Annotated in this window: 20 protein-coding genes; 10 read left to right on the top strand and 10 right to left on the bottom strand. The window is 65.7% G+C overall.

What is annotated here, in order from left to right:
* Positions 1-659 precede the first annotated feature (659 nt).
* From IP83_RS05955 to IP83_RS19880, 6 genes are all read left to right on the top strand, one after another.
* Complete coding sequence (locus IP83_RS05955; protein WP_054121294.1) at positions 660-1,823, top strand: TolC family protein; 1,164 nt, start codon at positions 660-662, stop codon at positions 1,821-1,823.
* A gap of 1 nt (position 1,824) precedes the next feature.
* On the top strand, positions 1,825-2,943 hold the full coding sequence (locus IP83_RS05950; RefSeq protein ID WP_054121293.1) for an efflux RND transporter periplasmic adaptor subunit: 1,119 nt from the start codon (positions 1,825-1,827) through the stop codon (positions 2,941-2,943).
* A gap of 5 nt (positions 2,944-2,948) precedes the next feature.
* Positions 2,949-6,095 (top strand): efflux RND transporter permease subunit, encoded by a 3,147-nt coding sequence (locus IP83_RS05945; protein WP_054121292.1) that lies wholly within the window; start codon positions 2,949-2,951, stop codon positions 6,093-6,095.
* A gap of 59 nt (positions 6,096-6,154) precedes the next feature.
* Positions 6,155-6,481: a DUF2946 family protein gene (locus IP83_RS05940; RefSeq protein WP_054121291.1), complete on the top strand. Its 327-nt coding sequence runs from the start codon at positions 6,155-6,157 to the stop codon at positions 6,479-6,481.
* 95 nt (positions 6,482-6,576) lie between these two features.
* The gene (locus IP83_RS05935) at positions 6,577-8,727 is read left to right on the top strand and encodes a TonB-dependent receptor (RefSeq protein WP_054121290.1); all 2,151 of its coding nucleotides are present in this window, start codon (positions 6,577-6,579) and stop codon (positions 8,725-8,727) included.
* Positions 8,728-9,118: 391 nt separating this feature from the next.
* A complete protein-coding gene (locus tag IP83_RS19880) occupies positions 9,119-9,286 on the top strand; it encodes a hypothetical protein (RefSeq protein WP_156309598.1) in 168 nt (55 codons plus the stop codon).
* Here the strand turns inward: IP83_RS19880 and IP83_RS05930 are convergent.
* The 6 genes from IP83_RS05930 to IP83_RS05905 all read right to left on the bottom strand — a co-directional run bounded on the left by IP83_RS05930 (position 9,261) and on the right by IP83_RS05905 (position 15,951).
* Entirely contained in the window at positions 9,261-10,373 is a 1,113-nt protein-coding gene (locus IP83_RS05930; protein WP_054121289.1) for a hypothetical protein, read from the bottom strand. The two genes, IP83_RS19880 and IP83_RS05930, sit on opposite strands and share 26 nt — an antisense overlap.
* Before the next feature lie 30 nt (positions 10,374-10,403).
* Positions 10,404-10,703, bottom strand: a complete 300-nt coding sequence (locus IP83_RS05925) for a hypothetical protein (protein ID WP_054121288.1) — start codon at positions 10,701-10,703, stop codon at positions 10,404-10,406.
* 77 nt (positions 10,704-10,780) lie between these two features.
* Positions 10,781-11,554, bottom strand: a complete 774-nt coding sequence (locus IP83_RS05920) for a TIM barrel protein (RefSeq protein WP_054121287.1) — start codon at positions 11,552-11,554, stop codon at positions 10,781-10,783.
* A 217-nt stretch (positions 11,555-11,771) separates the two neighbouring features.
* Entirely contained in the window at positions 11,772-13,190 is a 1,419-nt protein-coding gene (locus IP83_RS05915; protein ID WP_054121286.1) for a PepSY domain-containing protein, read from the bottom strand.
* 2 nt (positions 13,191-13,192) lie between these two features.
* On the bottom strand, positions 13,193-15,517 hold the full coding sequence (locus tag IP83_RS05910) for a TonB-dependent receptor (RefSeq protein WP_231624926.1): 2,325 nt from the start codon (positions 15,515-15,517) through the stop codon (positions 13,193-13,195).
* Positions 15,518-15,603: 86 nt separating this feature from the next.
* On the bottom strand, positions 15,604-15,951 hold the full coding sequence (locus IP83_RS05905) for a DUF2946 family protein (RefSeq protein WP_054121285.1): 348 nt from the start codon (positions 15,949-15,951) through the stop codon (positions 15,604-15,606).
* Positions 15,952-16,087: 136 nt separating this feature from the next.
* On the opposite strand from IP83_RS05905, the gene IP83_RS05900 reads away from it, so the two are divergent.
* The 4 genes from IP83_RS05900 (at position 16,088) to IP83_RS05885 (ending at position 21,032) form a co-directional block, all read left to right on the top strand.
* Complete coding sequence (locus IP83_RS05900) at positions 16,088-17,434, top strand: DUF5690 family protein (RefSeq protein WP_197274291.1); 1,347 nt, start codon at positions 16,088-16,090, stop codon at positions 17,432-17,434.
* Positions 17,435-17,447: 13 nt separating this feature from the next.
* Positions 17,448-18,602 carry a TauD/TfdA family dioxygenase gene (locus tag IP83_RS05895; protein ID WP_197274290.1) on the top strand — a complete coding sequence of 385 codons (1,155 nt, stop codon included), beginning with the start codon at positions 17,448-17,450 and terminating at the stop codon, positions 18,600-18,602.
* Complete coding sequence (locus tag IP83_RS05890) at positions 18,599-19,171, top strand: HD domain-containing protein (RefSeq protein ID WP_054121283.1); 573 nt, start codon at positions 18,599-18,601, stop codon at positions 19,169-19,171. Before IP83_RS05895 ends, IP83_RS05890 begins: the two co-directional genes overlap by 4 nt.
* A gap of 112 nt (positions 19,172-19,283) precedes the next feature.
* Positions 19,284-21,032 (top strand): hypothetical protein, encoded by a 1,749-nt coding sequence (locus tag IP83_RS05885; RefSeq protein WP_054121282.1) that lies wholly within the window; start codon positions 19,284-19,286, stop codon positions 21,030-21,032.
* Here the strand turns inward: IP83_RS05885 and IP83_RS19875 are convergent.
* Genes IP83_RS19875 through IP83_RS05865 form a run of 4 tightly spaced genes read right to left on the bottom strand, consistent with a single transcriptional unit; the run spans position 21,016 to position 25,658 of the window.
* On the bottom strand, positions 21,016-22,137 hold the full coding sequence (locus tag IP83_RS19875) for a glycosyltransferase family 4 protein (RefSeq protein WP_054121281.1): 1,122 nt from the start codon (positions 22,135-22,137) through the stop codon (positions 21,016-21,018). The genes IP83_RS05885 and IP83_RS19875 overlap by 17 nt on opposite strands.
* Entirely contained in the window at positions 22,125-22,976 is an 852-nt protein-coding gene (locus tag IP83_RS05875; protein ID WP_054121280.1) for a bifunctional 2-polyprenyl-6-hydroxyphenol methylase/3-demethylubiquinol 3-O-methyltransferase UbiG, read from the bottom strand. Before IP83_RS05875 ends, IP83_RS19875 begins: the two co-directional genes overlap by 13 nt.
* 2 nt (positions 22,977-22,978) lie before the next feature.
* Positions 22,979-24,031 (bottom strand): Gfo/Idh/MocA family protein, encoded by a 1,053-nt coding sequence (locus tag IP83_RS05870; RefSeq protein WP_197274289.1) that lies wholly within the window; start codon positions 24,029-24,031, stop codon positions 22,979-22,981.
* Complete coding sequence (locus IP83_RS05865; RefSeq protein WP_156309596.1) at positions 24,024-25,658, bottom strand: glycosyltransferase family 2 protein; 1,635 nt, start codon at positions 25,656-25,658, stop codon at positions 24,024-24,026. Before IP83_RS05865 ends, IP83_RS05870 begins: the two co-directional genes overlap by 8 nt.
* Between the last annotated feature and the right edge of the window lie 31 nt (positions 25,659-25,689).

Raw genomic sequence — 25,689 nt, 5'->3', positions numbered from 1 at the left:
ACCGGAGGCTTGCCCTGCCAGCCCGCGGCGTTGGGGCTCCTCGGCCAGCACTTGCCCCAGATTGATCAGTTTGCCCCCGGCTCGGCGGCGCACGATCGCTCCGTCTTCGACGGTAGCGATACCGGCTGAGGCATACCCGCGGTATTGGTGCCGACGTAATGCTGTGAACAGGCAACCTTCAACAGGCTGGCCACTGACGATCCCCACAATGCCACACATGATAAGTCCCTTCGCCGCATAGAGCATGGCTGTTGGTTATCCCTTTCGGCATGGGCTCTCTGCGCCTGCGGCCTTTGCGGCGGCTTTTCTGGCGGGTTACGAATGCGTCATGTTGGCAGGACAGGGCCAGGTCTCCGCAGGAAGGCCACAACCGGGGTGCCTGCCGTTTGATCCGATCCGGACATGATTTGCCACAAGGCCATTGCAAGACATGTTGCGATGAGACTATGGGCGCCCGCATTCGTTACCGGCAGGCTGGACCTCTGCTGGGCATGTCGTCAATTTGACAGCAGGCAGCAGAGATGGTCCGATTTTTGTCCCTTACGCGACAGTTCTGGTGGGTTGCCGTTGCTTGCAGCCTGCCAGGAACCTCTTTCGCACAAGCCGGTCCTTCAACCGCCGATCAAGCCGCTGTTTCGAAGCTGACGTTGGAAGCGGCCATGCTGGCTGCCGAGAACGACAACATCGATGTGCTCCGTTCCCGGCTCGCAGTCCGAACCGCAGAGGCAAACCGGAAGATCGCCGATACCGCACCCAACCCCAACCTGAATCTCAGCGCAGTCCAGATCCGTCCGAACCTGATCGGTACGAGGCGCGTGGACCAGATCGCCGATACGCTGGTCAGCGTGGACATGGTGCTGGAACGCGGTGGCAAGCGCCGGGCGAGGACCGCTGCGGCATCCGCCCTGCTGGCGGCAAGCCGAACCGATCTGGCTGCAACCCGGCGCGATATTCGCGAGGCCATCTTCGACAGCTACTTCGATCTCAAGGCTGCCGAACAGCGGGTCGACCTGCTTGGAAACATTGCGGCCAGCTATACGCAGGGCCTGCAGCTGGCCGGCCTGAAAACGCGTTCCGGTGCCATTTCCGGTGCCGATCTGGCACGCCAGAAGGTAGAGGCATCGCGCGCGAACACCGATCTTCAGCAGGCCCAGGCCGATCTGCGGAGCGCGCGCCTCGTTCTTGCCACTCTGATCGGGCAGGAGCGATTGGCCGATACGATCTCCACCACATCGGATTGGCCCGGCAGCGATGTTTCCGGCCAGCCGGCGCCTGCCGATCTGCTGGCATTGCAGCGACCCGAGGTGCTGTCGGCGCAATCGCGGCTCAGCGCGGCCCAGCGCAGTCTCGACGGGGCCAACGCGCTGCGCAAGCAGGATGTCACGGTCACGCTCCAGTATGAACGCGCACCCGCATCGCTGGGCATCGGCAGTTCGGTCGGTTTTGGCGTTTCGGTTCCGCTCGCGATCCGCAATCGCTATCGCGGCGAGGTCGATGCGGCGGGGACCCAGCTCGTTCAGGCCGAAGCCGAACTGCGCAAGGCGACTGCCGTGGCCACTGCCGACATCGTGATTGCCCGCAATGCCTACCAGCAAGCAGCGACCCGGCGCCAGACGATCGAGGACGAGCAGCTTCCTGCGGCCCGCCACGCCGCCCAGATCGCCGAGTTCGCCTACGGCAATGGCGCTACATCGCTGCTTGAACTGCTCGATGCGCGCCGCTCCCTGCGCGCGGTCGAGCTTGATGCAATCGACGCACGCAATGACGAGGCCCATGCCTTTGCCCGCTTGAACGCGGCGCAGACTACAGCGGATGACAACTGAAATGCGCGCTACCACCCTGTTTTCCGGAACCGTTCTGCTCGCGCTTGCCGCCGGCTCGCTGGCCGCCTGCGGCAGTTCCGCTCCGCCCGAAGCGCCGCCTGCCAAGACCGAACCCGGGGTGATCGCCTTCGCTCCGGGGTCGGATGAGCTCAATGCGGTCACGGTTCTCACAGCCAAGTCCAGCCCGCTGCCGGTATCGGCAGACCTCAATGCCCGGCTCGTGGTTGACGAGACGCTGACCAGCCGGGTCGGCACCCCCGTGGCCGGACGCGTGACGCAGCTGCTTGCCGATATCGCCGAGCCGGTCCGAGCCGGGCAGGTTCTCGCCACGATCGATGCGCCCGATCTGGGCCAGGCGCGGGCCGATGTGCTCACGGCGCAGGCGGTCAGCGCCCAGAAGGCGCGCGAGATGGCGCGCTCGCGCGTGCTGTTCCAGGGCGAGGCGATCGCCCGGCGGGATCTCGAGGCGGCCGAGGCCGACTCCGCATCCGCCGCCGCGGAACTCGAGCGCGCCCGGCTCAGGCTGCGCAATCTCGGTGGCGGGCGCGGGGACAGCCTGGCGCTGACCAGCCCGATCGCTGGTTACGTCGTCGATCGCCAGCTCAATCCGGGGCAGCAGGTCAGCGCCGGCCAGGGGCCGCTGTTCACCGTATCCGACCCGACCCGCCTCTGGCTTCTGATCGACGTTCCCGAGGATGCGGCTGCCCGCGCCAAGGTGGGCGAGATGGTTGAGTTCTCCGTACCCGCGTGGCCGGACCGGACGTTCACCGCGCGGGTTACCAAGGTGGGGCTGGCAGTCGACCCCAACACCCGCCGTGTGCAGCTGCGTGCCGAGCTTGCAAACACCGATCTGGCCCTGAAGCCTGAGATGTACGCCCGCGCCCGACTGGTGACCGATGACGGGCGCACTGCCATCAAGGTGCCGAATGCCGCAATCGTCGAAGCCGGGATCAAGAGCTTCGTGTTCCGTGTCGAGGGCCCGGGCCGGTTCCGCCGGATCCCGGTGCAGGTGGGCGAGCGGGGCGAGAACTTCTCGTTCGTCACCGCAGGCCTGAAGGACGGGGACAAGATCGTCGGTGAGGGCGCGCTGCTGCTCAATGCCCAGATGACCGGGAACTGAGTCCCATGCTGGAGAAACTGGCGACCTTTGTCATCGAGAAGCGCATTTTCGTCCTTCTCATGGTGGCTGCTCTCGTCTTCATCGGGGTCCGGGCTGTCTCGACCTTGCCGATCGAGGCCTTCCCCGATGTGCAGGACGTGCAGGTCGTCGTGATCAGCCAGCAACCCGGTCAGGCGCCCGAAGAGATCGAGCGCGCGATTTCGCTGCCGATCGAGCGCGCGCTGGCGGGCACCCCCGGCGTCACCGACATGCGTTCGGTCTCGATCACCGGCCTGTCGGTGGTCACGCTGATCTTTCGCGACGGGACGGATGACTACTTCGCCCGCTCGCAGGTACTGGAAAAGCTGCGCGACGCCGACTTGCCCAATGGCGTGACGCCGAGCCTTGCCCCGCTTTCCACGGCGGTCGGTGAAGTCTACCGCTATGTTCTCGACAAGCCTGCGGACATGCCGCTCTACGAAGCGCGCGCGATCCAGGACTTCGTGATCCGCCCGCGCATCCGCATGGTTTCGGGCGTGGCCGACGTTTCGAGCTTCGGCGGCAGCATCAAGCAGTATCAGGTTCTTGTCCGGCCCGACCAGCTCAAGCGTTTCGGCGTCACGATTGCCGATGTCCAGAATGCGGTGGGCAACGCCAATTCCAATGTCGGCGGCGGGTTCATCCGCAAGGGTGACGAGGATGTGGTCGTTCGCGGCGTCGGGCTGTTCGCCTCGATCGACGATGTGGGCCAGACGGTCGTCAAGCAGGTCAACGGCATACCGGTGCTGATCCGCGACGTGGGCGAGGTAAAGATCGGCAGTCCCGAGCGGGCCGGCATCGTTTCTTACGACCGCCAGAACGACGTGAGCGAGGGCATCGTCACGGTCGTGAAGGGGCAAAACGCCGCGCTTGTCGTCGCGGATGTGCGGCAGGCGGTCGACGAGCTGAACGCGCAGTTCCGGCTCGACGCCCAGCGGTCCGGCAGGCAGCCGATCCAGATACGTCCGACCTACCAGCGTACCAAGCTGCTTGACCGCACGGTCGAGACCGTGAGCGAGAACCTCCTCGTCGGCGCAACGCTCGTGACGGTGATCCTGCTGGTCTTCCTGCGCAACTGGCGCGCGGCCATGGTGGTCGCGGCGATCATCCCGCTTGCCTTGCTGGCAGCGTTCACCGGCCTCAGCCTTGCCAACGTGCCGGCCAATCTCATCTCGATGGGGGCGGTCGACTTCGGCATCATCATCGATTCCGCAGTCGTCCTGATCGAAGCACTGATGGTCGCGCTCGCGATGGAGGCGGCACGAACCAAGGGACAGGAGCCTGACATTGCGCAGCGCAAGGAAGTGCTGCGCAATGTCGTAGTCGATCTGGCGAGGCCGATCCTGTTTTCCAAGGCCATCATCATCATGGCCTTTGTCCCGATCTTCGCGTTCCAGCGAGTCGAGGGCAAGATGTTCCGGCCGGTCGCGCTCACGCTGTCGTTCGCGCTGGCCTCGGCGCTCATCCTCACGCTGACCTTCCTGCCGACCGTGCTCAGCTTCCTCGTCGAGCGCTATGACATGGCCGAGCGCCATCTGGCCTGGATTGACCGGATGCGCGATTTCTATCGGCGCGTTCTCGATTGGGCGCTGGTGCGGACCAAGGCGATCTTCCTCGGATCGGGCGCGCTCCTGCTGCTGACCGTCCTCCTCATCCCGCGCCTCGGCACCGAATTCCTGCCCAAGCTTGACGAAGGCAATATCTGGCTGACGATCCAGCTCACGCCCTCGGCGGCGATAGAGACGACCCGCAAGGTCGAGGCGCAGGCTCGAGCTATCATGTTGTCCTATCCTGAAGTCGCCCACGTCGGCACCGAGACCGGCCGCCCTGACGACGGCACCGACCCGAAGGGCCCGTCGAGCCTCCAGATGTTGATCGAGCTCAAGCCGCGCGGCGAGTGGCGCCCCCAGTTCCCGACGAAGGCGGCGCTGGAAGACGACATGCGCCGCAAGTTCGCGGCCATGCCCGGCGTGCCGACCAATTTCAGCCAGTACATCGAAGACAACGTCGAAGAGAGCCTGTCCGGTGTCAAAGGCGAAATCTCGATCAAGATCACGGGCGATGATCTCAACGTGCTCGAAGAGCTTGGCGAGAAGACCTCCGATGTCGTCAGCAAGGTGCCCGGGGCCTCCGACGTCGATGAAGTCAAGATCGGCGGGCAGACCGAAGTGCGCGCCATTCTCGATCGCGGCGCAATGGCCCGCTACGGCATCAACTCCGACGATGCCAACAACGTGGTCGCGACGGCCTTCGGCGGCGCGGTTGTCGGCACTGCCTACGAGAAGGACCGTAACTTCGATATCGTCGTCCGCCTTGCCGGCGACCAGCGCAATGCGGTCGATGACCTTGCCCAGCTGCAGGTGCCGCTCCCGGCAGGTGGCACGATCTCGCTAGGCCAGATCGCCCGCATCGAATTGCTTGTCGGCGCTTCGCGCATCAGCCGCGAGAACGGCAGCCGCAACGTTGCGGTGAAGGCCAACGTCGATGGCCGCGATCAGGGCGGCTTCGTGGCCGAAGCACAGAGGACCGTTGCCGAACAGGTCAAGCTGCCTGCCGGCTACCAGATGACCTGGGGCGGCCAGTTCGAGAATCAGCAGCGGGCGATGAAGCGGCTCGAATTGATCGTGCCGATCGCCTTGCTCGGCGTGTTCGTCCTCTTGTTTGGCGCCTTCCGGTCGGTGCGCTCGGCCGCACTCATTCTTGCCATGGTGCCCTTTACCAGCATCGGCGGCGTTGCGGCGCTCGGCGTTGCCGGATTGCACATGTCGGTCTCCGCCGCTGTCGGGTTCATCGCGGTGGCGGGTATCTCGGTGCAGAACGGCGTGGTGATGCTCGAACATATCACGCACCGGCTCCAGTCGGGTGATGCCTTCCACACTGCCGTGATCGAGGGCGCTGTCGACCGGCTCCGCCCCATTCTGATGACCGCGCTGATGGCTGGCCTCGGGCTTCTGCCCGCTGCGCTTTCGACCGGGATCGGTTCCGAAACCCAGCGCCCGTTCGCCTGCGTGATCGTGGGCGGGATCGTCACGGCGACGCTGTTCATGCTGGTGCTCCTGCCGCTGTCGCTCGTCTGGCTCGAGAGCCGCCGCAAGCCTGAACCGGGCGAAGCCATGCCGGAGCCTGCGGCTTGATCCACCGCCGATCAGCGCCGGGGCATGGCCGAACGGGTCGGCCGGGCGCTGCCTGGCTGGTGCTGGCACTTGTCCTTGCGCTGCTGGGCCAGAGCTTTCTGGCGCAGACCCACCACCACTTCGATACGAACCCTGTCGCAACCGCCCCGGCGCATCCCGCGCCTGCGGCAAGCGATCATCATGGCCCGGCTGACCCGAGCAGCGATTGCCCGATATGCCTCGGCCTCAGCCACCTCGGCGCCTACCTTACGCCCCCGGTCCAGAGCCTGCCCATCGTGCTGGCCGTGGTCTACCGGGCATTCCTGCCACCTGCGCTTCCGTTCGTCTGGAAGCGGCGCTATCTGCTGCCTCGCAGCCGCGCGCCTCCTCCCGGATTTCTCTCGTGATCCATTGATGGCCGGCTTGGGCCTTGCGAGCGTGGCTCCACGCCAGCGCGGGCAGGCTGGTCCTCTCCGTTCAAGAGAATTCCGAAAGTAATCCCATGCGTCATGCCCTCCTGCTCGGCGCCGCCATCGCGGCGCTTCTCCCCCCTTGTGCCTTTGCCCAGGCCGCACCCGCACCCGCACCTGCCACAGATGGATCGGGCAATCCCGCCAGCGAAATCGTCGTCACTGCCAAACGGCTCGACGATGCGCGCGATGCGATCCGACCCTCGCTCGGCGCGAGCGACTACCAGATCAATCGCGCCATGCTCGATACGCAGCCCGGTGGCCCGAACCGCAGCCTGGCCCAGGTGCTGCTGCAGGCACCCGGCGTCACGCTCGACAGCTATGGCTCCATCCACGTCCGCAACGAGCATGCCAATCTGCAGTACCGACTGAACGGAGTGATCGTGCCGGAAAGCATTTCCGGTTTCGGGGCGACGTTCGATCCGCGCATCGCGGATTCGATCGATCTGGTGACGGGCACGCTTCCCGCGCAGTATGGCTATCGCACCTCGGGCGTGGTCAATATCAAGACGGCCGCAGGCCGCTTCGACAACGGCGGCGAGATCGGCGTCTATGGCGGCAGCCATGGCACGATCCAGCCCAGCGCCTCGATCGACGGGACATCGGGCAACCTCAGCTATTTCGCCTCGGGAAGCTTCCTGCAGAACGATCTGGGCGTCGAGAACACGACTAGCGCGCGCAATGCGATCCATGATCGTACCCAGCAGTATCGCGGTTTCGGCTATGTGTCGGACGTTCTATCGGACACGAGCCGGATCACCGCGTTCGGCGGCACATCGATCGGCTATTTCCAGATCCCCAACAATCCGGGCCAGCCGGGCCAGTTCACGCTCAATGGACAAAACGCGTTCGATTCGTCGCAGCTCAATCAGAACCAGCGCGAGATCACGCACTACGGGGTGCTGGCCTATCAGTATGGCGCCGGTGATCTCAATTTCGAGATTGCGCCGTTTGTCCGTTATTCGCAGACCCGCTATCTGCCCGATCCGCAGGGGGGCGATCTGATCCTGGCGGGCGTGGCCGATACGACGCGCCTTTCGAGCCTCACGGCAGGCCTGCAGGCGGATGGCAGCTACAAGCTATCCGACCAGCACACGCTGCGCTTCGGCCTGTTCTTCCAGAACGAGCGGACCCGCTCCAACGTGGTGTCGCAAGTCTTCCCGGTCGATGGCAGCGGCAACCAGACCTCCGATGCACCGCTGACAATCGCCGACAGCAGCAGTCGCAATGGCCAGCTCTACGGCATCTACCTGCAGGATGAATGGTCGCTCACCCCTGAGCTCACGCTCAATTACGGTGCGCGTTTCGATGCGGTGCGGGCCTACACCCGCGAACAGCAGCTCAGCCCGCGCGTCAACCTCGTCTGGCGGCCTGCCAGCGGCACGACCTTCCACTTGGGCTATGCGCGCAATTTCACGCCGCCGCCGCAGGAGCTGATTGCCTCGCCCACGCTTGCCCTGTTCGCCGGCACGACCAAGCAGACCGAGATCACGACAGCAGACCCCGTCCGCGCCGAACGCGAGCATTATATCGACGGCGGCATCGAACAGATCGTGGCGCCGGGCTTCAAGCTGGGGCTCGATGCCTATTACAAGAAAAAGCGCAACCTGCTCGATGAAGGCCAGTTCGGGCCTTCGCTGGTGCTCTCGCCGTTCAATTACGCCGATGGCTTTGCCTGGGGCGTGGAACTGAGTGCCAGCTACGTCCACGGCCCGTTCGACCTGTTCGCCAACGTTGCGCGCGGTCAGGAGAAGGGACGGAATATCATCTCCAGCCAGTACTTCTTCGCGCCGGACGAGCTGGCCTACATTTCCAGCAACTACATCTTCACCGACCATTCGCAGCGCTGGACGGCCTCGGGCGGGGCTTCGGCCACCATCCAGGACGGGCTGGGCCGGCTCATTCCCTCGATGACCTTCCTCTATGGCGATGGCCTGCGTGCGGATGATCCGGCCGGAATCGTGCCCAATGGCGGCAAGCTTCCGTCCTACTTCACCGCAAACCTGGGGATTTCCCAGAAGATTGATCGCGAAGGTCCGTTCAAGGGGCTGACGATGCGGATCGACGTGGTCAACCTGTTCGACAAGACGTACCTGCTGCGCGATGGCTCCGGCGTCGGGGTCGGCGCGCCGCAATATGGCGCGCGGCGCGGGATCTTCTTCGGCATCAACAAGGCGTTCTGACGCCGACCCCGCTTCCGTCCTGCGCAGTTTCAGCTCCTGGCATGCGCTCTGTCCGGTTTCGGCGGAGACATCGCCAGGGGCTGGCCTGCCCCGGCAGGAGAGGATGCGGCATAGCCCGGGAGCATGGAAAGCACGTGCTCACGCCCAAGGAGCCCGCGTCCGCCTTTCGCAACCTCGACCGGCGCGCTTCGCAACAAGGGCGGCAACCGCAGCCCGGAAAAGCATGCCTTTCTGGCTAGCATTGATGCGCGCGCCAGTGGTGTTGTGATCTTGCGGAAGTCCCTCCTGCGCTACCAACCATGGGTCATTTGGGGGTTCTGATATCCGGCATCATTCCCGGTCATTTTTCGCGCGACTTTCCTTCGCGCTTGCTGCGGGTCTCGTCGGGCTCGTGGCGGCGGAAGCGGCCTGTGCACCCGAATGGTTCAGCATGGCCGAAGCCGCCGACGCCGACAAGAACAGCCAGCCGGTCGCGCTGCACTTCCGACGGGAAATCGCGTTGGCCAAGGTGCCGAGGCAGCTCACCGTCCGGGTCAGCAGAACGGTGCAAGCCCGTTGAGCAGCATTCGTACCAGCTCCGCCTGCCCGCTGGTGCCAGTCTTGGCGTAGATCCGCTTCGAGTAGTTCCGGGCCGTTTCCGTCGTGAGTCCCAGCCGCCTGCCCGCTTCCGCGATCGGTTCGCCCAGTGTGATCGCGTGGGCAAGCGCCGCCTCCCGCGCCGACAGCCCGTGGACTGCAGCGATCGTCCGGATGGCCGCGGCCATGTTCTCGTAGCGGTCGAGGCGGAGGGTGCCGATCACGGCGGGGGCGGCATGCGGCCCGTCGAGCGCGAGATCGGCCTTGCGCAGCAGGACCCAGAGATCGCGGCGTTCGTCGAGAAGAAGTGCGGCAGTCGTTCCCTTCTGTGCGGTGCAAAGAGCTGCACATTGTGCTTCGAGCTGGCGACCGGTTTCCGGCAGCAACTGCAGCTTTCGACCGGTAGTCCCGCCGGCGCCTGCGGAAAATGTCAGCAGCCGTTCGGCTTCGCGATCTGCTGCCATGACATGGCCGGCGGCATCGAAGGCGATCTGTCCCACCCCGATGCGCGCAAGCGCATCTTCAGCCAGTGCGGTCTGCAGACGCTGAGCAACCAGTGCGCAGAAGGTGCGCAGCGCTGCGGCGAGATGCGGCGCGATCATGTTCATGGTCGAGACCGCCGATGCGCTGAAATCCTCGCGCTCGCGCGCCAGAACGAGCCATGCATCGGCGGCTCCGGGAGCAGTGATGCGGATCCATCTGCCGTAGCGAATGCCCATTTCCTCGAGCGCCGCGCGCTGGTTGGCCAGTTGCTCGGGCCGATCATAGTCGAGCATTTCGTCAAGGCTGTAGACGCGCTCAGGACGCATGCGGCCGTGTGGATGCAGTCGCAGATTGTCGAGGCGCGTCATGTCGAGTGGCGGTTCGCTGGCGGCACGGGGTGCCGTCACCTGAAGTACGGTCGGGGCCTGATCTGCAGGCGCATTCGCGAGCACAATGACGAGAAATGCTCGGCGTGCGTAAGTCCGTGCAACCAGATTGCGCAAGAAGGCACCCCACGGCGGGTTGTCGTGGATGCCGTCGATAAGCGGCAGAAACAGTTCTCTCTGATCAGCGGGAAGAAAGTTCATGTACCTTGCTCCCACATGGGAGCTTGGCGGTCAATGCGCCGAGACGACAGGAGGATCGATGGGAACCCGCCGGTGCGGACCCATGCCCGGATCGCGGAAGACCTGCGTCGCGCGCGTTTCGGAACACTCGGGATTGGGCGTCTTCCAGATGTCCTGCGTGTCGACAAAGCTGGTTTCGGTGAGATGGACGCAGCCGATGCGGGCGATGTGGGCGGTGAGGAATTCCGCTGGCGAAAGACCGGTGACGTTCAGGTGGGCGAGGTCGCGGTTCGGTTCCTGATGAAGGCGGTTGATCAGATCGAGGCTGATCGCGATCGTTTCGGCGTTCATGACGAAGGTCCGTTCGTGGGTCTGCCGCGCTGCCGGCAAGGTGGCAGACGCTGTTCTCGGCTTTTCGCAGGTGCGGCTCAGTGGCCGAGCGTTTCCCGGGTTAGCGCGAGGGACTGGTCCATCGGCAGGGTCGGGAAGTACTCCAGCCCGATGGCACCCTGATAGCCAAGGTCCCGCAGGGTCTCCACGGTCTTCGCCCAATCGACGCTGCCCGTGCCCGGCTCGTGGCGGTCGTCCATGTCGGCGACCTGTACGTGGGCGACAAGATGCATGCGCCCGGCCAGCACATCGGCGATGTCTTCGCCCATGCAGGCGCTGTGCCACACATCGTAGAGCAGGCGCAGGTTCGGGCTGCTCACCGCCTCGATCAGATCGAGGCCGAGCTTGGTGCTGACGAGGTACATCGCCGCGAACAACCGCGTGTTGAGCGGTTCGAGCAGCAACGTGACACCGGCTTCCTCGGCGAGATCGACCGCCGCGCGCAGCGCGCTCACGGCATTGGCGAAGTGCTCCTCCTCGCTCATCCCCTCGATGCGGAAACCCGAGGCGACGATCAGGTCCGGCTTGCCGAGGCACGCCGTCGCCGCGATCGTTTCCCGCACGGCATTGACCATGTCTGCGCGCTCGGCGGGGTCGACGATGGACCGGCGCGGATCGACGCATACACCGGTCAGGCGCATCCCCGTCTCGTCCAGCGCCTCGGCCAGCCCGGCCACGGGCTTGTCGCGCCAGAGATGGAATTCGGCGAGTGCGAACCCGGCTGCCTTTGCCGCGCGAAGCCGCGCGTCGAGCTCGCCCGCTTCGGTGAATTGCCATTCGATACAGGATGATAACTGGTACGCCGCAGACATAGGATCCCTTTCCCATTCTACGGCCCCGTCGCGCCGCAGCGCTCGTTTGCCTGGCGGGTTCTATTCCCGCTATTTTGTGCGCGCTGCATCGCGCAGCTGCGGCCAAAAATCAAGCAGCCTGTCAGCTCGCTCCACGTGCAGTCCTGGCGGGCGTGCCGATCGATCTGCCGGTCATTGCTCTGACCGGCAGGTCGACGACGCCCGATGTCGTTGCGCGTCAGGCGACCTGTCCGCGGGAACCTTGCAGGCCGAGCCAGCGTGCCGCCGCAGGCAGGCGGCGCAGCACGGCGAACTCGGCCGCCAGCATCAGCGCCATCGAGATCGCCAGCAGGGGCAGGAGTGCCGCAAGGACAAGGATGATCACGACAACACCGCCCATGCGCGGCGGCACGGTGGCAAGGGGCGGGGCGCCCAATCGGTCTGCCGGCTTGCGCCGCCGCCAGAGGACAAAGCCCGTCACCGACATCGTGACGAGCATCAGCGCGGTCGCCACGCCGATCAGCTGGTTGAGGAGGCCGAAGAGCTGGCCTTCATGCCAGGCCACGCCATAGCCGACGACGCGGTCGATGACGTGCTTGTCGGCAAAGGCCTCGCGGGAAGTTTCGTGGCCGGTCATCGGATCGAAAGTCAGCGAAACCCGCAAGGGCCGGTTCTGCGTATCGGAGCGGACCGACCAGGCGCTGCTCCGCTTGCCTCCGAACGGCTGTGCGCCGCCGGGAGGCGTGACGATGACCGGGAAGGGCAGGTGCCGGCTTTTCGCTTCGGCCACGATTTCGCTCAGCGAGACGCCGGACATGGCCGGCCCCGCCATCAGGGTGCCATCGGGCATGCGATGCATGCCGGCCGGCATCGCGCCTGCCATGGCGCCGGTCATCGCCGCCATCGCGCCGTGATCGTGCTCGGCGTGCTCGTCCGCAGCCGCAGCGGCGCCGCCAATGGTCCAGTCCTGCCGGCCCTTGACCCACCCGAGCTCGGCGCGCACGGCCTTGAACGCACTGCCCCAGACATCGGCCCAGGGCAGGCCGGTGACCAGCAGCACCATCGCGAGCCCTGAGACCCAGAAGCCGGTGACGGCGTGAAGATCCCGCCACACCACCTTGCGTCCGCCGCCCAGCCGCGGCCATACGACCCCGGCGAGGCCCCGCCCGGCGGGCCACCAGAGGTAGAGCCCGCTGAGGATCATCACGATGGCCCAACTCGCGGCGAGCTCGACGATCCAGCTGCCCCGCTTGCCGATCAGCAGCTGCCCGTGGATGTCATGCACCACCTGCATGATCCGCCATTCCGGATCGAGCGAGCCGACGACATGGCCATCCGGCGCGACGAACACATCGCGCATGGCATGGTCCGGGAGGGTGATGTGGACGAGGGCCGCATCGCGTTCCGCCCGCGGCAGGCGGTAGGAATGGAAACGGCTGCCGGGGAAGGCGGCAAGTGCGGCCCTGACCTGCTGATCGGCCGAAACCGTGGTGGCCGCCGGGAGGCCGCGCCAGGCGCGTTCCTCCCAGGCATCGACTTGCGGCTTGAACAGATAGGCCGCGCCGGTGAGGGCAAGGATCACGACCATCGGCATGACGAACAGCCCGGCATAGAAATGCCAGCGCCAGATGGTGCGGTAGAGCGATGTACGGTCCATGGTCAGAGCCTCCAGCCCGCTTCGATCAGGAACGTGCGATGGGGATAGGGGTGGAACACCCAGGCGCGATCGTTGGTGAGGTTGTCGACCCCGGCGGACAGGCGGAGCTTCTCGGCGACCTGCCAGTTGAGCCGCAGATCGAGTGCGAAGAGTTCGGAGGTAAAGCCGAAGGTATCGCCGCGCTGGAGGCCGAACAGATCGGTGTTGGGCCGGCTGGCATAGCGCAGGCCAAGCGATCCCTGCAGCTTCGGGGTCAGGTCGTAGCGAAGGTTCGCGTTGACCCGCCACTTGGGAATGCGGGGGAACTGCACGCCCTCTGCAGCAGGGGCGGACGGATTGCGCAGTGTCTTGCTGTCGATGTACGCCGCGTTGAGATCGATGTTCATGCCCTCCACCGGCCAGTTTCGCGTCTCGGCGATCCCCTCGAAGCCGAACTGGCGGGTGAGATCGATGTTCTTGAACGTCGAGGTCGTGATCCCGTTCTGGTTGAAGCCCACGAACGAGAAGATCGTGTCGTCCACCCGCTGTAAGAAGGCGGAGCCTGTCAGCTTCATCCAGCCGAAATCATGCGCGACGACGAGGTTGGCATCCTTGCTCCGCTCGGGCTTCAGCCCCGGATCGAAGCTATTGGGATTGAAGCTGCCATCGCCGTTGAGGCTGCCCTGGAACAATTCGCCGACGGTGGGATAGCGCGTCGCCATCGCAAGGCTGAGCTGAAGGCTGGTGTGTGCGCCCACGGCATATTCGAACGAAAGGCTGCCGTTGACAGAGTCATTGCTGCGCGGCGCATAGGCGTTGGCTACCGCCTGGCCCGCCAGCGCCCCCGTGCCGAGCCGCGCCAGCCCGCCATCATAGGCACGCCAGTTGTCATAGCGCGCGCCGACGGTGACCGTCAGCGCAGCGAGGAACACCTGCGCTTCGCCCCAGGCCGAGAGCTGCCGGGTCTTGCCGAAGGTGCGGCTGGCGAAGGTCTTGCCTGCTGCGCTCGTCCAGTCGGGCAGATTGCTGCGGGTCTGATCGGTGCGATAGGCATTGGCGGTGAGCCCCAGCGCAAAGGCCCGGCGCGCTGTCTTGTTCTCGAGCGCAAGATCCCCGGTCCACCAGCCGGTCGGCCCCTGCGCGGCGAGGGTGCCGGGGCCATTGGACTTGCCCGCCAGATATCCGTTCGAGGTGAAGGTATCGGTGCGCGGGATCTGATAGGTCGAAACGGCGAGCCGCGCGGTGGTGTTGCCCGCTATCTCGGCCGCCAGCTTGACCCCCGCGAGGTACTCGTCGCGGACCGTCCGCGACCAGTTGGCGCCGGAGGCGGTGTAGCTTTGCGTGCCGATGCGCACGCGCCCTTCGCATACGGCGTTGCCGCCTGCATCGCGCAAGTAGCAATCGGGCGCGGTCTGGCTGTCCTCGTTATGCCAGTAGGCGAAGAGGAACTGGCCGGTTACGCTGCCGTTGTCATAGCCGATCTTGAGCTTGGCCTGCTCCTGCGTGATGCGGGCAGGGGACTGCGCGGCGAAATAGGGATTGGTTGCCGTGCCCGGCGCGCCGGGAATGCCGGTTCCGGCCGCGGCGGCGCGGACATGTTCGGGATCGACGATGGCACCGGTGACGACCGTGCCGCCGCCGCCGGCCACCGGGTTCAGACCGAGGAAGGTCATCGGCTGGCCGGTATTGCGGAAGAAGCGGCCGGTCAGGCGCAGCGACCACGGTCCGTCCTTCTGCTTCAGGCCGACACCCGCTTCGGCCGAGAAGCCACGGAAATCATCGCGCGTGCCGAACTGGCGATAGGGCTGGACGAAGCCCTGCAGCGTCGCGAAGGCCTCGGTCCGTTCGGGATCGCGGGTGGTGATGTTGACGATCCCGCCCATCGAGTTGCCGATGTAGCGCGAGGAGTAGGGTCCGTAGACAATATCGAACTGCCTGACTTCGCCGGGGCCGACCACGCCCCACTTGGGCGCGAAACCGAAGCTGTTGCCGAGGAAGTTCGAGACAACGAAGCCATCGACCATGACCAGCGTGCGTGCGCTCTGGACCGAATGCGTGCCGCGAAAGCCCGGTACACCGTTGCTGTCGCCAGAGTAGCGTTTGCGTACGAAGAAGTCGGGCGCGTACTTCATCAGGTCTTCGGTGTTGAAGGCATTGACGGCCTTGAACTGCTCCGCGCCAAGGCTGACCGCGAGCCCGCGCGGGGCGATCTCGATCGGCGCCTCGCGCTGGCCGACCACGAGGATGGAGTTTTCCGCAGCTTCTGCATCAGGCGCGACGGAGTCTTGCGCCCATGCGGGCGCGGCAAAGCTCAGCGCGAGGCCGAGCGCAAACAAGGATGATTTCACGAGCTGTGTCCACTGCCCGGCACGCGCGAGCGCGCATGCGGGTAATCTGTCAGGAAGCCTCACGCGCGGTGGGGCCGTTCAGTCTGTCAGATCAGCGCGGGTGGTCCGCGCAATGGTGGGCGGACGTGGGTGAAGCCTGCCAGCACGGGAATGCGCACCGGCGCAAATCCGAGCAGGAGCAGGAATGCGATCGCCAGCGCGACGAATACCGGGAGCTGCGCATCGAGCGAAGCGAAGGACAGCGACGCGTAAGGGCAGGATTCGGCGGCTTTCGCGTGGCCTTCCGACTTTCCGGGAAGCGTGATCTGCTTCGCCATGCGCTCACCGGTGGCGTCGCCGCAGACGAGGATCGTGAGGGACTGGCCCTGGCTCCCCACCATGTAGCCAGCAGGCACGACGGCCTTGATCACGAGCGCCAGCACGACCAGCAGCATGGCCAGCCGAAAGTGATCGTGAATGTATGCGCGCCAACGCCCCATGCGCGCCCCCTACACAATGAGCACCGGTCTGTCATCATCCTGCGCCAGCAAGCGTGACACGGATCACGCACGCCAGTAGGATAAGCTCATCGTGGACAGCCGCATTCGGACAGCCTTGGCGAAAGCCCATCCGGCACTCTTCGCGGCGGTCGCCGGCATGGCCGGATTTTCCGCCTATTTCGCGATGTACGCCTTTCGCAAGCCGTTCACCGCGGCGACGTTCGACGATGTGCCCGGCTGGCACCTCGCGCTGAATTACAAGATCGCGCTGATCGTCGCGCAAGTGGCGGGTTATGCGCTTTCGAAGTTCATCGGCATCAAGGTGATCTCCGAAATCCACCCACGCTACCGGGCGGCGGCGATCCTTGGCTTGATCGCGGTTTCGTGGCTGGCGCTCGTCGGCTTCGCGCTGATCCCGGCGCCGTGGAACGTGGCTATGCTGTTCCTGAACGGCGTGCCGCTGGGGATGATCTGGGGGCTGGTCTACGGCTTCATGGAAGGGCGGCGGATCACCGAACTCCTCGCGTCGATGATGTGCGCCAGCTTCATCGTCTCTTCGGGGGTGGTGAAATCGGTCGGCACCTGGCTGATGGGTGATTGGCACGTGGACCGCTTCTGGATGCCGGCAACCACCGGCGTGCTGTTCATGCCGTTGCTGCTGATCTCGGTCCTGATCCTGAACCGGTTGCCACCTCCGAACGCGCGCGACGAGGCCGAGCGGGTGAGGCGCGCGCCGATGGCGGCTGCCGAGCGGAGGAGCTTTCTGCGCGCTTATGCGCCGGGCCTGATCGCGATCGTTTTCGCCTATGTGATGCTGACTGCCTTTCGCGATTTCCGGGACAACTTCGCGGCCGAGCTCTGGAGCGCGCTCGGCTATGGCGGTGACCCGGCCGTCTTCTCGGAAAGCGAGATACCGGTGGCCGTGATCGCGCTGGTCTGCATGGCCGCGGTCATCATCGTGCGCGACAATCGCCGCGCGCTGATGGTCATTCACGCGATGGTGGCGGCGGGTTTTGCGCTGCTCGGGCTGTCGACGCTGGCGTACCAGATGCACCTCATTTCGCCGCTGGCCTGGATGATCCTGACCGGATCGGGGCTCTATATCGCCTACAATCCGATCAACGCGGTCCTGTTCGATCGGCTGGTCGCGGCAAGCGGGCGCGTCGCGAATGCGGGTTTCCTGATCTATGTGGCAGACTCGGTCGGCTATCTGGGCAGCGTGGTGCTGCTGCTGTGGCGCAATTTCGGGCAGTCCTCGCTCGACTGGCTGCCCTTTTTCATACGCGGAGCCTATATCACGAGCATCGTCGGAACAGCCGCGACGATCCTGGCCGCGCTCTATTTCTATCGCCGATCTGCCGACGCCGGGACCGGCGCCGGGGCGGCCATGACGCTGCCAGGCCTGTCCGGGGCCGCGGTTCCCGATGCAAGTGCGTGACAAGGATTGCCCATTGAACACCGCGATCTCCGCATCACCCCCCACATTGATCGACAATGGTGCCGCGCTGACGGTCGAGCTTGGCGGAACGCCCCGGCGCTTCCACGCGATCTGGCTGCGTGACAATGCGCAGGACCCGGCGACGCGCAGTGCGGGCAATGGGCAGCGCCTGATCACTTTGCGCGACATTCCGGAGGACACCCGGATCGTCGCCGCGGAATGGTCAGGCAGGCACCTCGAAGTGCGCTTCGAGCCCGAGGGCAAGACCGTGGCGTTCGAGGCCGATTGGCTTGCGGCGCACAGCTACGACCGCGAGGAGACGCGCGGCGCCGGCTGGACCGACGAAGCGATCACGCGCTGGGACGCCGGGCTCTCGGGCACCGTGCGGGCCGCTGATTATGGCGAGGTGCGCGCCAATCCGGCCGTGCGGCTTGATTGGCTGCGGACGATCAGATGCTATGGTTTCGCCCGGCTCTCCGGCCTGCCAACAACTGACGGCATCCCGGCCGAGATTGCCGCGCTGTTTGGCCATGTCCGCGAGACCAATTACGGGCGGGTGTTCGACGTTCGTGCCAAAGTCGATCCGAACAACCTCGCCGATACCAATCTCGGACTGCAGGCGCACACCGACAATCCCTATCGCGATCCTGCACCGGGGGTGCAGATCCTCGCGTGCCTGCGCAATGACGTCGAGGGCGGGGAATCGATCGTGGTCGACGGGTTCGAAGTCGTGGCCCGGCTCAAGGCCGAGATGCCCGAAGGCTTCGCGCTCCTGGCAGGGCACAGCGCAAGGTTCGAATTTGCCGGGACGCGGGACGTCCGGCTCCAAGCGAAGAGACCGCTCATCGAGCTTGGTCCGGACGGCGAGCTGCTCGCGGTGCGTTTCAACAACCGCTCCGCCGCTCCGTTCACCGACGTGCCGTATGAGGCGATGGCGGGCTATTACCGGGCCTACCGCCGCATGGCCGAACTGATCGACGATCCGGCGCTTGCCGTGCGGTTCAGGCTTGCGCCCGGTGAGGCCTTCGTCGTGGACAATCTGCGCGTGCTCCATGCCCGCAGCGCGATCACCAGCAGCGGCAGCCGCCATCTTCAGGGCTGCTATGCCGACAAGGACGGACTGCTTTCCGCCATCGCAGTGCTCGAAGCACAGGGTGCGACGGCATGAGCGCAACTGCGGAGGAGGCGGGCGGCATCGTCGCCCGGATCGCCGATATCTTCGCGCGCCGCGGGGCGGAGGCCTATCTGGGCGAGGCGGTCACCATGGCCGAGCATATGCTGCAGACGGCGACGCTGGCCCACGCGTCGGGTGCGCCGGTTACGCTCGTCGCGGCGGCGCTGCTGCATGACATCGGCCATTTCACCAGCGAGTTCGGCACCTACTCCCCCGACGACACGTTCGACCGGCACCATGAGGACGCCGGCGCTGCCATGCTGTCCGGTCATTTCCCGCCCTGCGTCGTCGAAGCCGTGCGGCTGCATGTCGCGGCGAAGCGCTATTTGTGCGCGGTCGAGCAATCCTATCATGATGGCCTGTCGGATGCGTCGAAGCATAGCCTTGCCCTGCAAGGTGGTCCGATGAGCCCGGACGAAGTCGCCGATTTTCGCCGCCTGCCATACTACAGCGATGCGGTGCAGATCCGGCGATGGGACGATGCGGGCAAAGTGGCGGGCTTGCGCACGATGTCGTTCGAGCAGTTCCGGCCGATACTGGCGCGGGCTGCCCTTCGGGACTAATCGGCCGATCCCCGCAGCCCCGAACGGACTTGCGCCCTGTCAGCTTGGTGAAGGTATGCTAACCATATCCGGTTAGGGCGATGGCGGGATTTGCACGGGGCCGTGGGGGATCATGACTGAAACGCCGGAACAGGCCGGAGCAAGTGCGGACGAAGCGGCTGCCGGCATGCCTTCGGCACCATCGGCAAAGAGCGGGCTGGTGCGGTTTGCGATCGGTTCGGCGGCCATCGCGTTCATCCTCTCGCTCACGTTCCGGCCCTTCAGCAATGTGTCCGCATTCCTGCTCCACCGGCAGGATCGCTGGCTCCTGTTGGTAGCAGCCGTGCTCGTGCTACTGGCCTGCATCCGGCCAGCACAACGCATCGCCCTGCCGGCGGTGCAGCGCGGCACGTGGCTGGCGGCCGCGCTAATGCTGCTGGTGGCGGCCAGTGCCGGGCATTTCCTGCTGCTCAGTGGCTATGACCTCAGCCGAGACGAGCAGATGGCGACGTTTGATGCCGCCGTGTTTGGCGCAGGTCATCTGGTCGCACCGCTGCCCGCGTTCTGGCGCGATCATGCGGATGTGCTCAACACGCTGTTCATGTATCCCGCCCAGCCGCGCGGAGCATGGATATCCTCCTATCTTCCGCTCAACGCCGGGCTGCGGGCTTTGTTCGGCCTGATCGGGGCGCCCTGGCTCGTCGGGCCGCTGATGGCGGCGCTGGGGGCGGTCGCTTTGTTCGGTTGTGTGAGAAGGCTGTGGCCGGATGACCGCGAGGCCGGGTTCGTCGCGCTGGTGCTCTATGCGGGCTCGGCGCAAGTGCTGTTTGCCGGGATGACGAGCTATGCGATGCCCGGCCATCTCGCGCTCAATCTGTGCTGGCTGTGGCTGTTCCTGCGCCGCGACACCCTGTCGGACTTGGCGGCGCTGGTGGTGGGTTTCGTCGCGACCGGGCTGCACCAGCCCTTGATGCACCCGATGTTTGTGGGGCCGTTCATCCTGGTGCTGCTGGCACAGCGGCACTGGCCGCGGGCGGCGCTCTACATCGCGGGCTACGCCGTGATCGGGGCATTCTGGCTGTGGTGGCCGACGTTCATCTCCTCGCTGGTGCAAGTCAGCGCGCAGGCCCCGCGTCCGGAAGGGACCGATTATGGCACGCGCCTGATGGGCATCCTGCGTGATCGGGACCCGATGGGCATGCCCAACATGGTCGCCAACGGCCTGCGCTTCATCGCGTGGCAGCATCTGCTGCTGGTGCCGCTCCTGTTGGCGGGGGCGCGGCGCTATCGCACCGATCCGATGATCGCGGCGCTGGCCGGGGGCATGGTGCTCACCTTGCTCGTTATGGCGATCCTGCTGCCCTATCAGGGGCATGGCTTCGGCTATCGCTATCTGCACGGCCTGATCGGCAACGGCGTGCTGCTCGCGGTCTATGGCTGGAAGACGCTGGGCAGCGAGACCGGCCAGTGGCGCACGCTGCTGCTGCGCACGACGGTGGCGGGCGTGCTGGTCATCCTGCCGCTGCAGGGCGTGATGGCGCATCAATTCTACGCGGCTTCAGCGCAGGTATCCGCCCGCCTTGCCACCATCGACGCTGACTACGTGGTGCTGGGGCGCAAGGACGTCGCGACGGCGGTCGATCTCGTCCACAATCCGCCCGACCTCGGGACCCGCCCGGTTCGGCTGCTGCGCGATGAACTGAACGACGGTGCGATTGCCGCGATCTGCGCCGGTCATCCTTCCATCGCGCTGATCGGCAATGCCACGCTTGCGCCGCTGGGCGATTACTACGGCTTCGGCGAGCCGGTTGCCGATAGGCTGAATGGCGATGTGGCCCCGCGCCTTGCCCGCGCGGGCTGCCGGGTCAGCCGCGTCGGCTGAGTGCCTGCCCGACCGAAGCAAGCCGCGCGGCAAACCCGGCCCACGAATAGTGGCGCTGGCTGTAGTCGATCATGGCTTGCCGGGATGACGCGTATTGCGCCTCCAGCCCGGTGAGGATCGCGCAGACGCGGTCGGCGCTGCCCGCGATGTCCTGCAGATCGACGTCTACCCCTTGGAGCCACTCGCTGGCGGCGGGATCGGCGCGGGCGCTTTCCTCCCCGCAGATCACGCGAAGACCGGCTGCCATCGCTTCCTGGATGACGAGCGGATAGCCTTCGCCGACGCTCGGCAGCAGCAGCGTGTCCGCACTGCGAAACAGTGCGGCGATGCGTCCGGGGGGCAAGGATCCGAGCAGGTGCACGTTGGGCAAGTCCCACTGGCGGGGATCGATCGGCCCCGCACCGGCCAGCGCGAACGAGATCTCCGGGCACCGCCGCGCGACGGCCTGCAGGATCGAGAGACCCTTCTTCTCCACAAACCGCCCGACAAAGGCCACCAAAGGGCGCCCATCCGGCAGGCCAAATGCACCGCGCTCCGGGGCGCCGGGATGGAAAATCGCGGTGTCCACGCCGTTGAACTGCAGCAGCGGCGCGCGCTTCATGCGGGCGCCTGCAAAGAACTGACGAACCGTGTCGCTGATGAACACCACCTGATCGGCGCTGCGCAGCATCGGCCGGGTGACGATCCGGTTGGCGAGTGCCATCACTCGCCGCATCATCGCGCTGGCGAAGGCGATTTCGGCCACGTGCTGGATCAGGATCACCGGCCTGCGCTGCAGCTTCGCAAACACCATCGCGAGGATCGAAGTGCAGTAGAGCGCATCGTGGATCACCACCACATCGGCGCCCTTGACCGCCGACCACAGGCGGACGGTGCCGCGCGGGCCGGGGATCGGCATGGGCAGGCCCGTCAGCGCCTCGGTCGGATTGATGCAGGGCAGGGGGAGGGCTTCCACCCCCCGTTCATCGAGCAGGGTATCGCCTGCGCTCGCGGCCCAGCTTGCGACATGGCCCTGCGCGGAAAGATGGCGGCAGATCTGCGCGGCAACCCGCTCGATCCCGCCGCCGTGGCTTTCGAAGAAATGCGTGACCGTCAGGAAGCGCAAGGGCGCTCCCCGATCACGAGCAGGCACGAAGGCCGGTCGGAGTTGTCTTCCCAGTCGAGGCCGCTGGTGATGACGCCCGCCAGCAGCCGCGCCACGGGTTCCGGCATCATCGTCGAATTCTGCAGTGCGCGCAGCTTGAGCGCGCGCTGGATCTCGATCGGACGGCGGCGTCCGGCGGACAGCGTGTGGAGCAGGCCGCCGGTCATGCGCGAGAGTGATTCCCAGCGCTGCGTGGTCCGCTCGCCAAGGTAGCCCGAGAAAGAGAGAACCTTCAGGCCATTGCGCTCGCAGATGGCGTTCCAGTCCTGCTCGGCAAGGTAGTTGAAATGGGCAAGACGCTTGTCGAGCTCGGAGAGGTACTTGTCGCGCGGCACACCCGGCAGGACGCTGCCCGAGAGGTTCTCGTGGAAACCCGGGCACGGCACGGTGAAGAAGAACTTCCCGCCCGGCTTCAGCACGCGGCCCAGCTCGGTGATAACGGGCTCGAGATCGGGGATGTGCTCCAGCACCGAGTTCGAGATGGCATAGTCGAACGTCGCGGCCTCTTCCGGAATGGCATTGCCGCCGACGGTGTGGATGCGTTCGTAGAACGTGTACTTGCGCGCGGCGTCCGTTTCCAGCGGATCGGGATCGATGCCGACCAGCCGCGGCGTGCGGTTCATCCGCTTGAACAGGATGTCGGTGAGGATGCCGTCGCCGCAGCCGAGGTCAAGGCCGAGGCCTTCGGGAATGCCCGCGCGGGCGAGCACGTCGATCTCGATCCCGCGCCAGAACGCGGTGGCGGGCTGCGCGGGGTAGCGCGCGACGAATTCGGTCATGAGCTGCTTGTCGATCTTCATGGTCACAACCTTTCGGCGTTGGAAATGATGTCATGTTGCAGGGTCAGCACGCGCTGCGCGGCAGAAGCGTCGATCGGGGCCAGCGCGGCCTTGTCGCCGGCGACGCCCCTGGCGAAGCGGTCGAAGACATGGTCGTTGCCATAGCGCAGCTTGCCCAGCACGTGGAGCAGACCGCTCGTGCCGTGCTGCGCCCAGTGCTGGGCGGTGGCGGCAAAGCTGGTGCGGATCACTTCGGCGGTGGCGTGGCTGCCGTCGTTGGGCAGGCGGATGTAGATGTCGCGGAAGATGTCGACGATGGCGACGCTCTTCTCGCCGTGGACGAGGAGGTACCACTCGGACACGCTGGCCTCGAAGCAGCATGACATCGTGACGGGAAAGTCGCTGTCCGAACGGAACCACGCGTCGATCTGATAGGGCGTTGCCTGCCCGTCGGGATTGTTCACGCAGACCGCCTTGGCCAGCGAGAGCGGCCCCGCGACGCGCGAGAGCAGATAGAGCAGGTGCGGGCTTTCATCGTAGAACAGCCCCAGCGGCAATTGCTGATACCACGTCGGCAGGCGGCGCGAGGGGTTGCCCAGTTGCAGCGCGCGCACACCGCGGATCTTGCCGAGGCGGCCCGAGGCGATGTCGCGGTCCAGCTTTTCCATCGAACGAGCGAACTGGAAGTTGTGCACCACCGCGAGCGTGCGGTCCGCTTCTGCAGCGGCGGCGACCATCGCGGCGCCTTCGCCCGGCGTCATCGCAAAGGGCTTTTCGGTGATGACATGAAGTCCGCGCGCGAGGCCTTCGCAGACGAGATCATGGTGCGCCATCGGCGCGGTCGCCACCGAGATGGCGTCGACCTCGTCGATCCAGTCGATGGCGGCCAGCGTCTTGGCCTGACAGGCGCGCACTTTGCCGTTTGCCTTGGCAAACTGGGCGACACGTTCGGCACTGCGGTCCGCCACGCCGACCAGCTCATAGGCGGGATTGGCGCTGATCGTCGGGATGTGGCGAGCGCTGCCGACCCAGCCGAGGCCGACGACACCCATGCGAAGCTTGCGGGGTTCAGGCAACGGAAGTCTCCCCGGTGCGCTTGAGGGCAAAGTAGCTGGCGGCATAGTTCCACATGTAGAGCGCGAGCGAGGACAGCGGGGCGGCGACAAGCATCGGCAGCGCAAGCTGGCCGCGCAGCAGCCAGATCAGTGCCAGCGCGATCGGCAGGTTGCTGATGAGGACCACCGAATAGCTGGCAAAGGCGGTCCAGCTGCGGCAGGTCTGGAAGATGGCACCGGACATCGTGAGATAGCCGACCGGCAGCAGCACCGCCGCGCTGGCAAGCTGGCAAAGCACATAATGCACGCCCAGCGCATCTAGCCCGATCATGATGCCGTTGTGGAGCAGGGCGAGGGCGAGCGCGGCGACCGTGTAGAGCGGAATGGGCCGGATGAACCGGGCGACCTTGCCTTCAGCGGCGAAGCCTTCGGGCGCGGTCAACCCGCTCAGGAAGTGGGCCTGGTGCCCGCTGATCACGGCCAGCAGGAAGCCGGCGAACAGGGTCTGGATGCCGATCGAGCCGAGCATGCCTGTGATCACGACGGGCAGCACGGTCGATAGCGGCTGGTAATGGATCGAGGACCAGTACCCCGCGATCGTGATGATACCGGCCAAGGCGGCGCCCAGCAGGCCGATACCCGCCAGAATGAAGGACTCGAGCGACAGCAGCGGGCTCAGTGCGAATATCCAGCGCGCCGGCGGCGACCATCCGGCGCGGCTGGCGTGGAGGTGCGTCGCCAGCGCCATGGTCATGCCAAGGTGCCCGCCGGAGACGAGCATCGCGCCGATCACGGTCCAGCTTTCACCGAACGGCGAGTACTGAAGGATGCCCATTTCATGCAGTGTCGCGATGCTCAGGATCATCAGGCCGAGCGCTGCGATCAGCGCAGCCGGCACGCCAAACGCCCAGGTCGGACTCAGCATGAACAGGTAGCGCAAGTGCCGCCAGCCGTCGCGCCACGGGCGCAAGTGCGGCGCGCGGTCGCGCAGGTCCGGCGAAAGCGTTGCGGGGACCTGATCGATCCGCATGCGGCGCAGGCTGGCCTTGATCACCATCTCGCTGGCAAATTCCATGCCCGAACCCTGCAGGCCGAGCGCAAGATAGGCGTCCTTGCGAATGGCGCGCAGGCCGCAGTGGGCATCGTCGATGCCGGTGCGGAAAAACAGGTTGAGCACGCCGGTCAGCACCGGGTTGCCGATATAGCGGTTCTTCCACGGCATCGCGCCGGGGGCGATCCCGCCCTGAAAGCGTGATCCCATGCACAAATCCGCGCCTTCCAGCAGCTTGCCGATCATCGGCACGGCATTGGTGAAATCGTAGCTGCCGTCGCAGTCGCCCATGATGAGGAAGCGCCCATAGGCGTCGTTGAAGCCGCCGATGATCGCCGCGCCGTAACCCTTGCGGCTGACATTGACCACGCGCGCGCCGAGCGAGGTTGCCAGCGCCTGGCTGCCATCGGTCGAGCCGTTGTCGGCGATCACGACTTCGCCGGCGAGCCCGTACTGGCGGTAAATGCGGTCCAGCGCATCAAGCGCATTGGCCATGCAATGGGGCAGCGACTGCACTTCATTGAGGCACGGCATCACAATCGTCACATCGAGCGGGGCAATTTCCGCTTCGAATGCCTGTGCGGCCTGCAGTTCCATAGCGCCCCCGAAAACCTCGCCAAATCCTTAC

Source organism: Novosphingobium sp. AAP93 (genome assembly GCF_001296055.1).
Lineage (GTDB): Bacteria > Pseudomonadota > Alphaproteobacteria > Sphingomonadales > Sphingomonadaceae > Novosphingobium.
The sequence above is the reverse complement of the archived record's forward strand: the minus strand, read 5'-3'. Positions and strand labels throughout refer to the sequence as shown.

What these genes read in the sequence shown, in the direction of transcription:
- IP83_RS05955 (WP_054121294.1), top strand. Translation starts at nt 660, where the DNA reads ATGCTGGCTGCCGAGAACGACAACATCGATGTGCTCCGTTCCCGGCTC.
- IP83_RS05950 (WP_054121293.1), top strand. Translation starts at nt 1,825, where the DNA reads ATGCGCGCTACCACCCTGTTTTCCGGAACCGTTCTGCTCGCGCTTGCC.
- IP83_RS05945 (WP_054121292.1), top strand. Translation starts at nt 2,949, where the DNA reads ATGCTGGAGAAACTGGCGACCTTTGTCATCGAGAAGCGCATTTTCGTC.
- IP83_RS05935 (WP_054121290.1), top strand. Translation starts at nt 6,577, where the DNA reads ATGCGTCATGCCCTCCTGCTCGGCGCCGCCATCGCGGCGCTTCTCCCC.
- IP83_RS05930 (WP_054121289.1), bottom strand. Translation starts at nt 10,373, where the DNA reads ATGAACTTTCTTCCCGCTGATCAGAGAGAACTGTTTCTGCCGCTTATC.
- IP83_RS05925 (WP_054121288.1), bottom strand. Translation starts at nt 10,703, where the DNA reads ATGAACGCCGAAACGATCGCGATCAGCCTCGATCTGATCAACCGCCTT.
- IP83_RS05920 (WP_054121287.1), bottom strand. Translation starts at nt 11,554, where the DNA reads ATGTCTGCGGCGTACCAGTTATCATCCTGTATCGAATGGCAATTCACC.
- IP83_RS05915 (WP_054121286.1), bottom strand. Translation starts at nt 13,190, where the DNA reads ATGGACCGTACATCGCTCTACCGCACCATCTGGCGCTGGCATTTCTAT.
- IP83_RS05905 (WP_054121285.1), bottom strand. Translation starts at nt 15,951, where the DNA reads ATGCTGCTGGTCGTGCTGGCGCTCGTGATCAAGGCCGTCGTGCCTGCT.
- IP83_RS05890 (WP_054121283.1), top strand. Translation starts at nt 18,599, where the DNA reads ATGAGCGCAACTGCGGAGGAGGCGGGCGGCATCGTCGCCCGGATCGCC.
- IP83_RS05885 (WP_054121282.1), top strand. Translation starts at nt 19,284, where the DNA reads ATGACTGAAACGCCGGAACAGGCCGGAGCAAGTGCGGACGAAGCGGCT.
- IP83_RS05875 (WP_054121280.1), bottom strand. Translation starts at nt 22,976, where the DNA reads ATGAAGATCGACAAGCAGCTCATGACCGAATTCGTCGCGCGCTACCCC.
- IP83_RS05865 (WP_156309596.1), bottom strand. Translation starts at nt 25,658, where the DNA reads ATGGAACTGCAGGCCGCACAGGCATTCGAAGCGGAAATTGCCCCGCTC.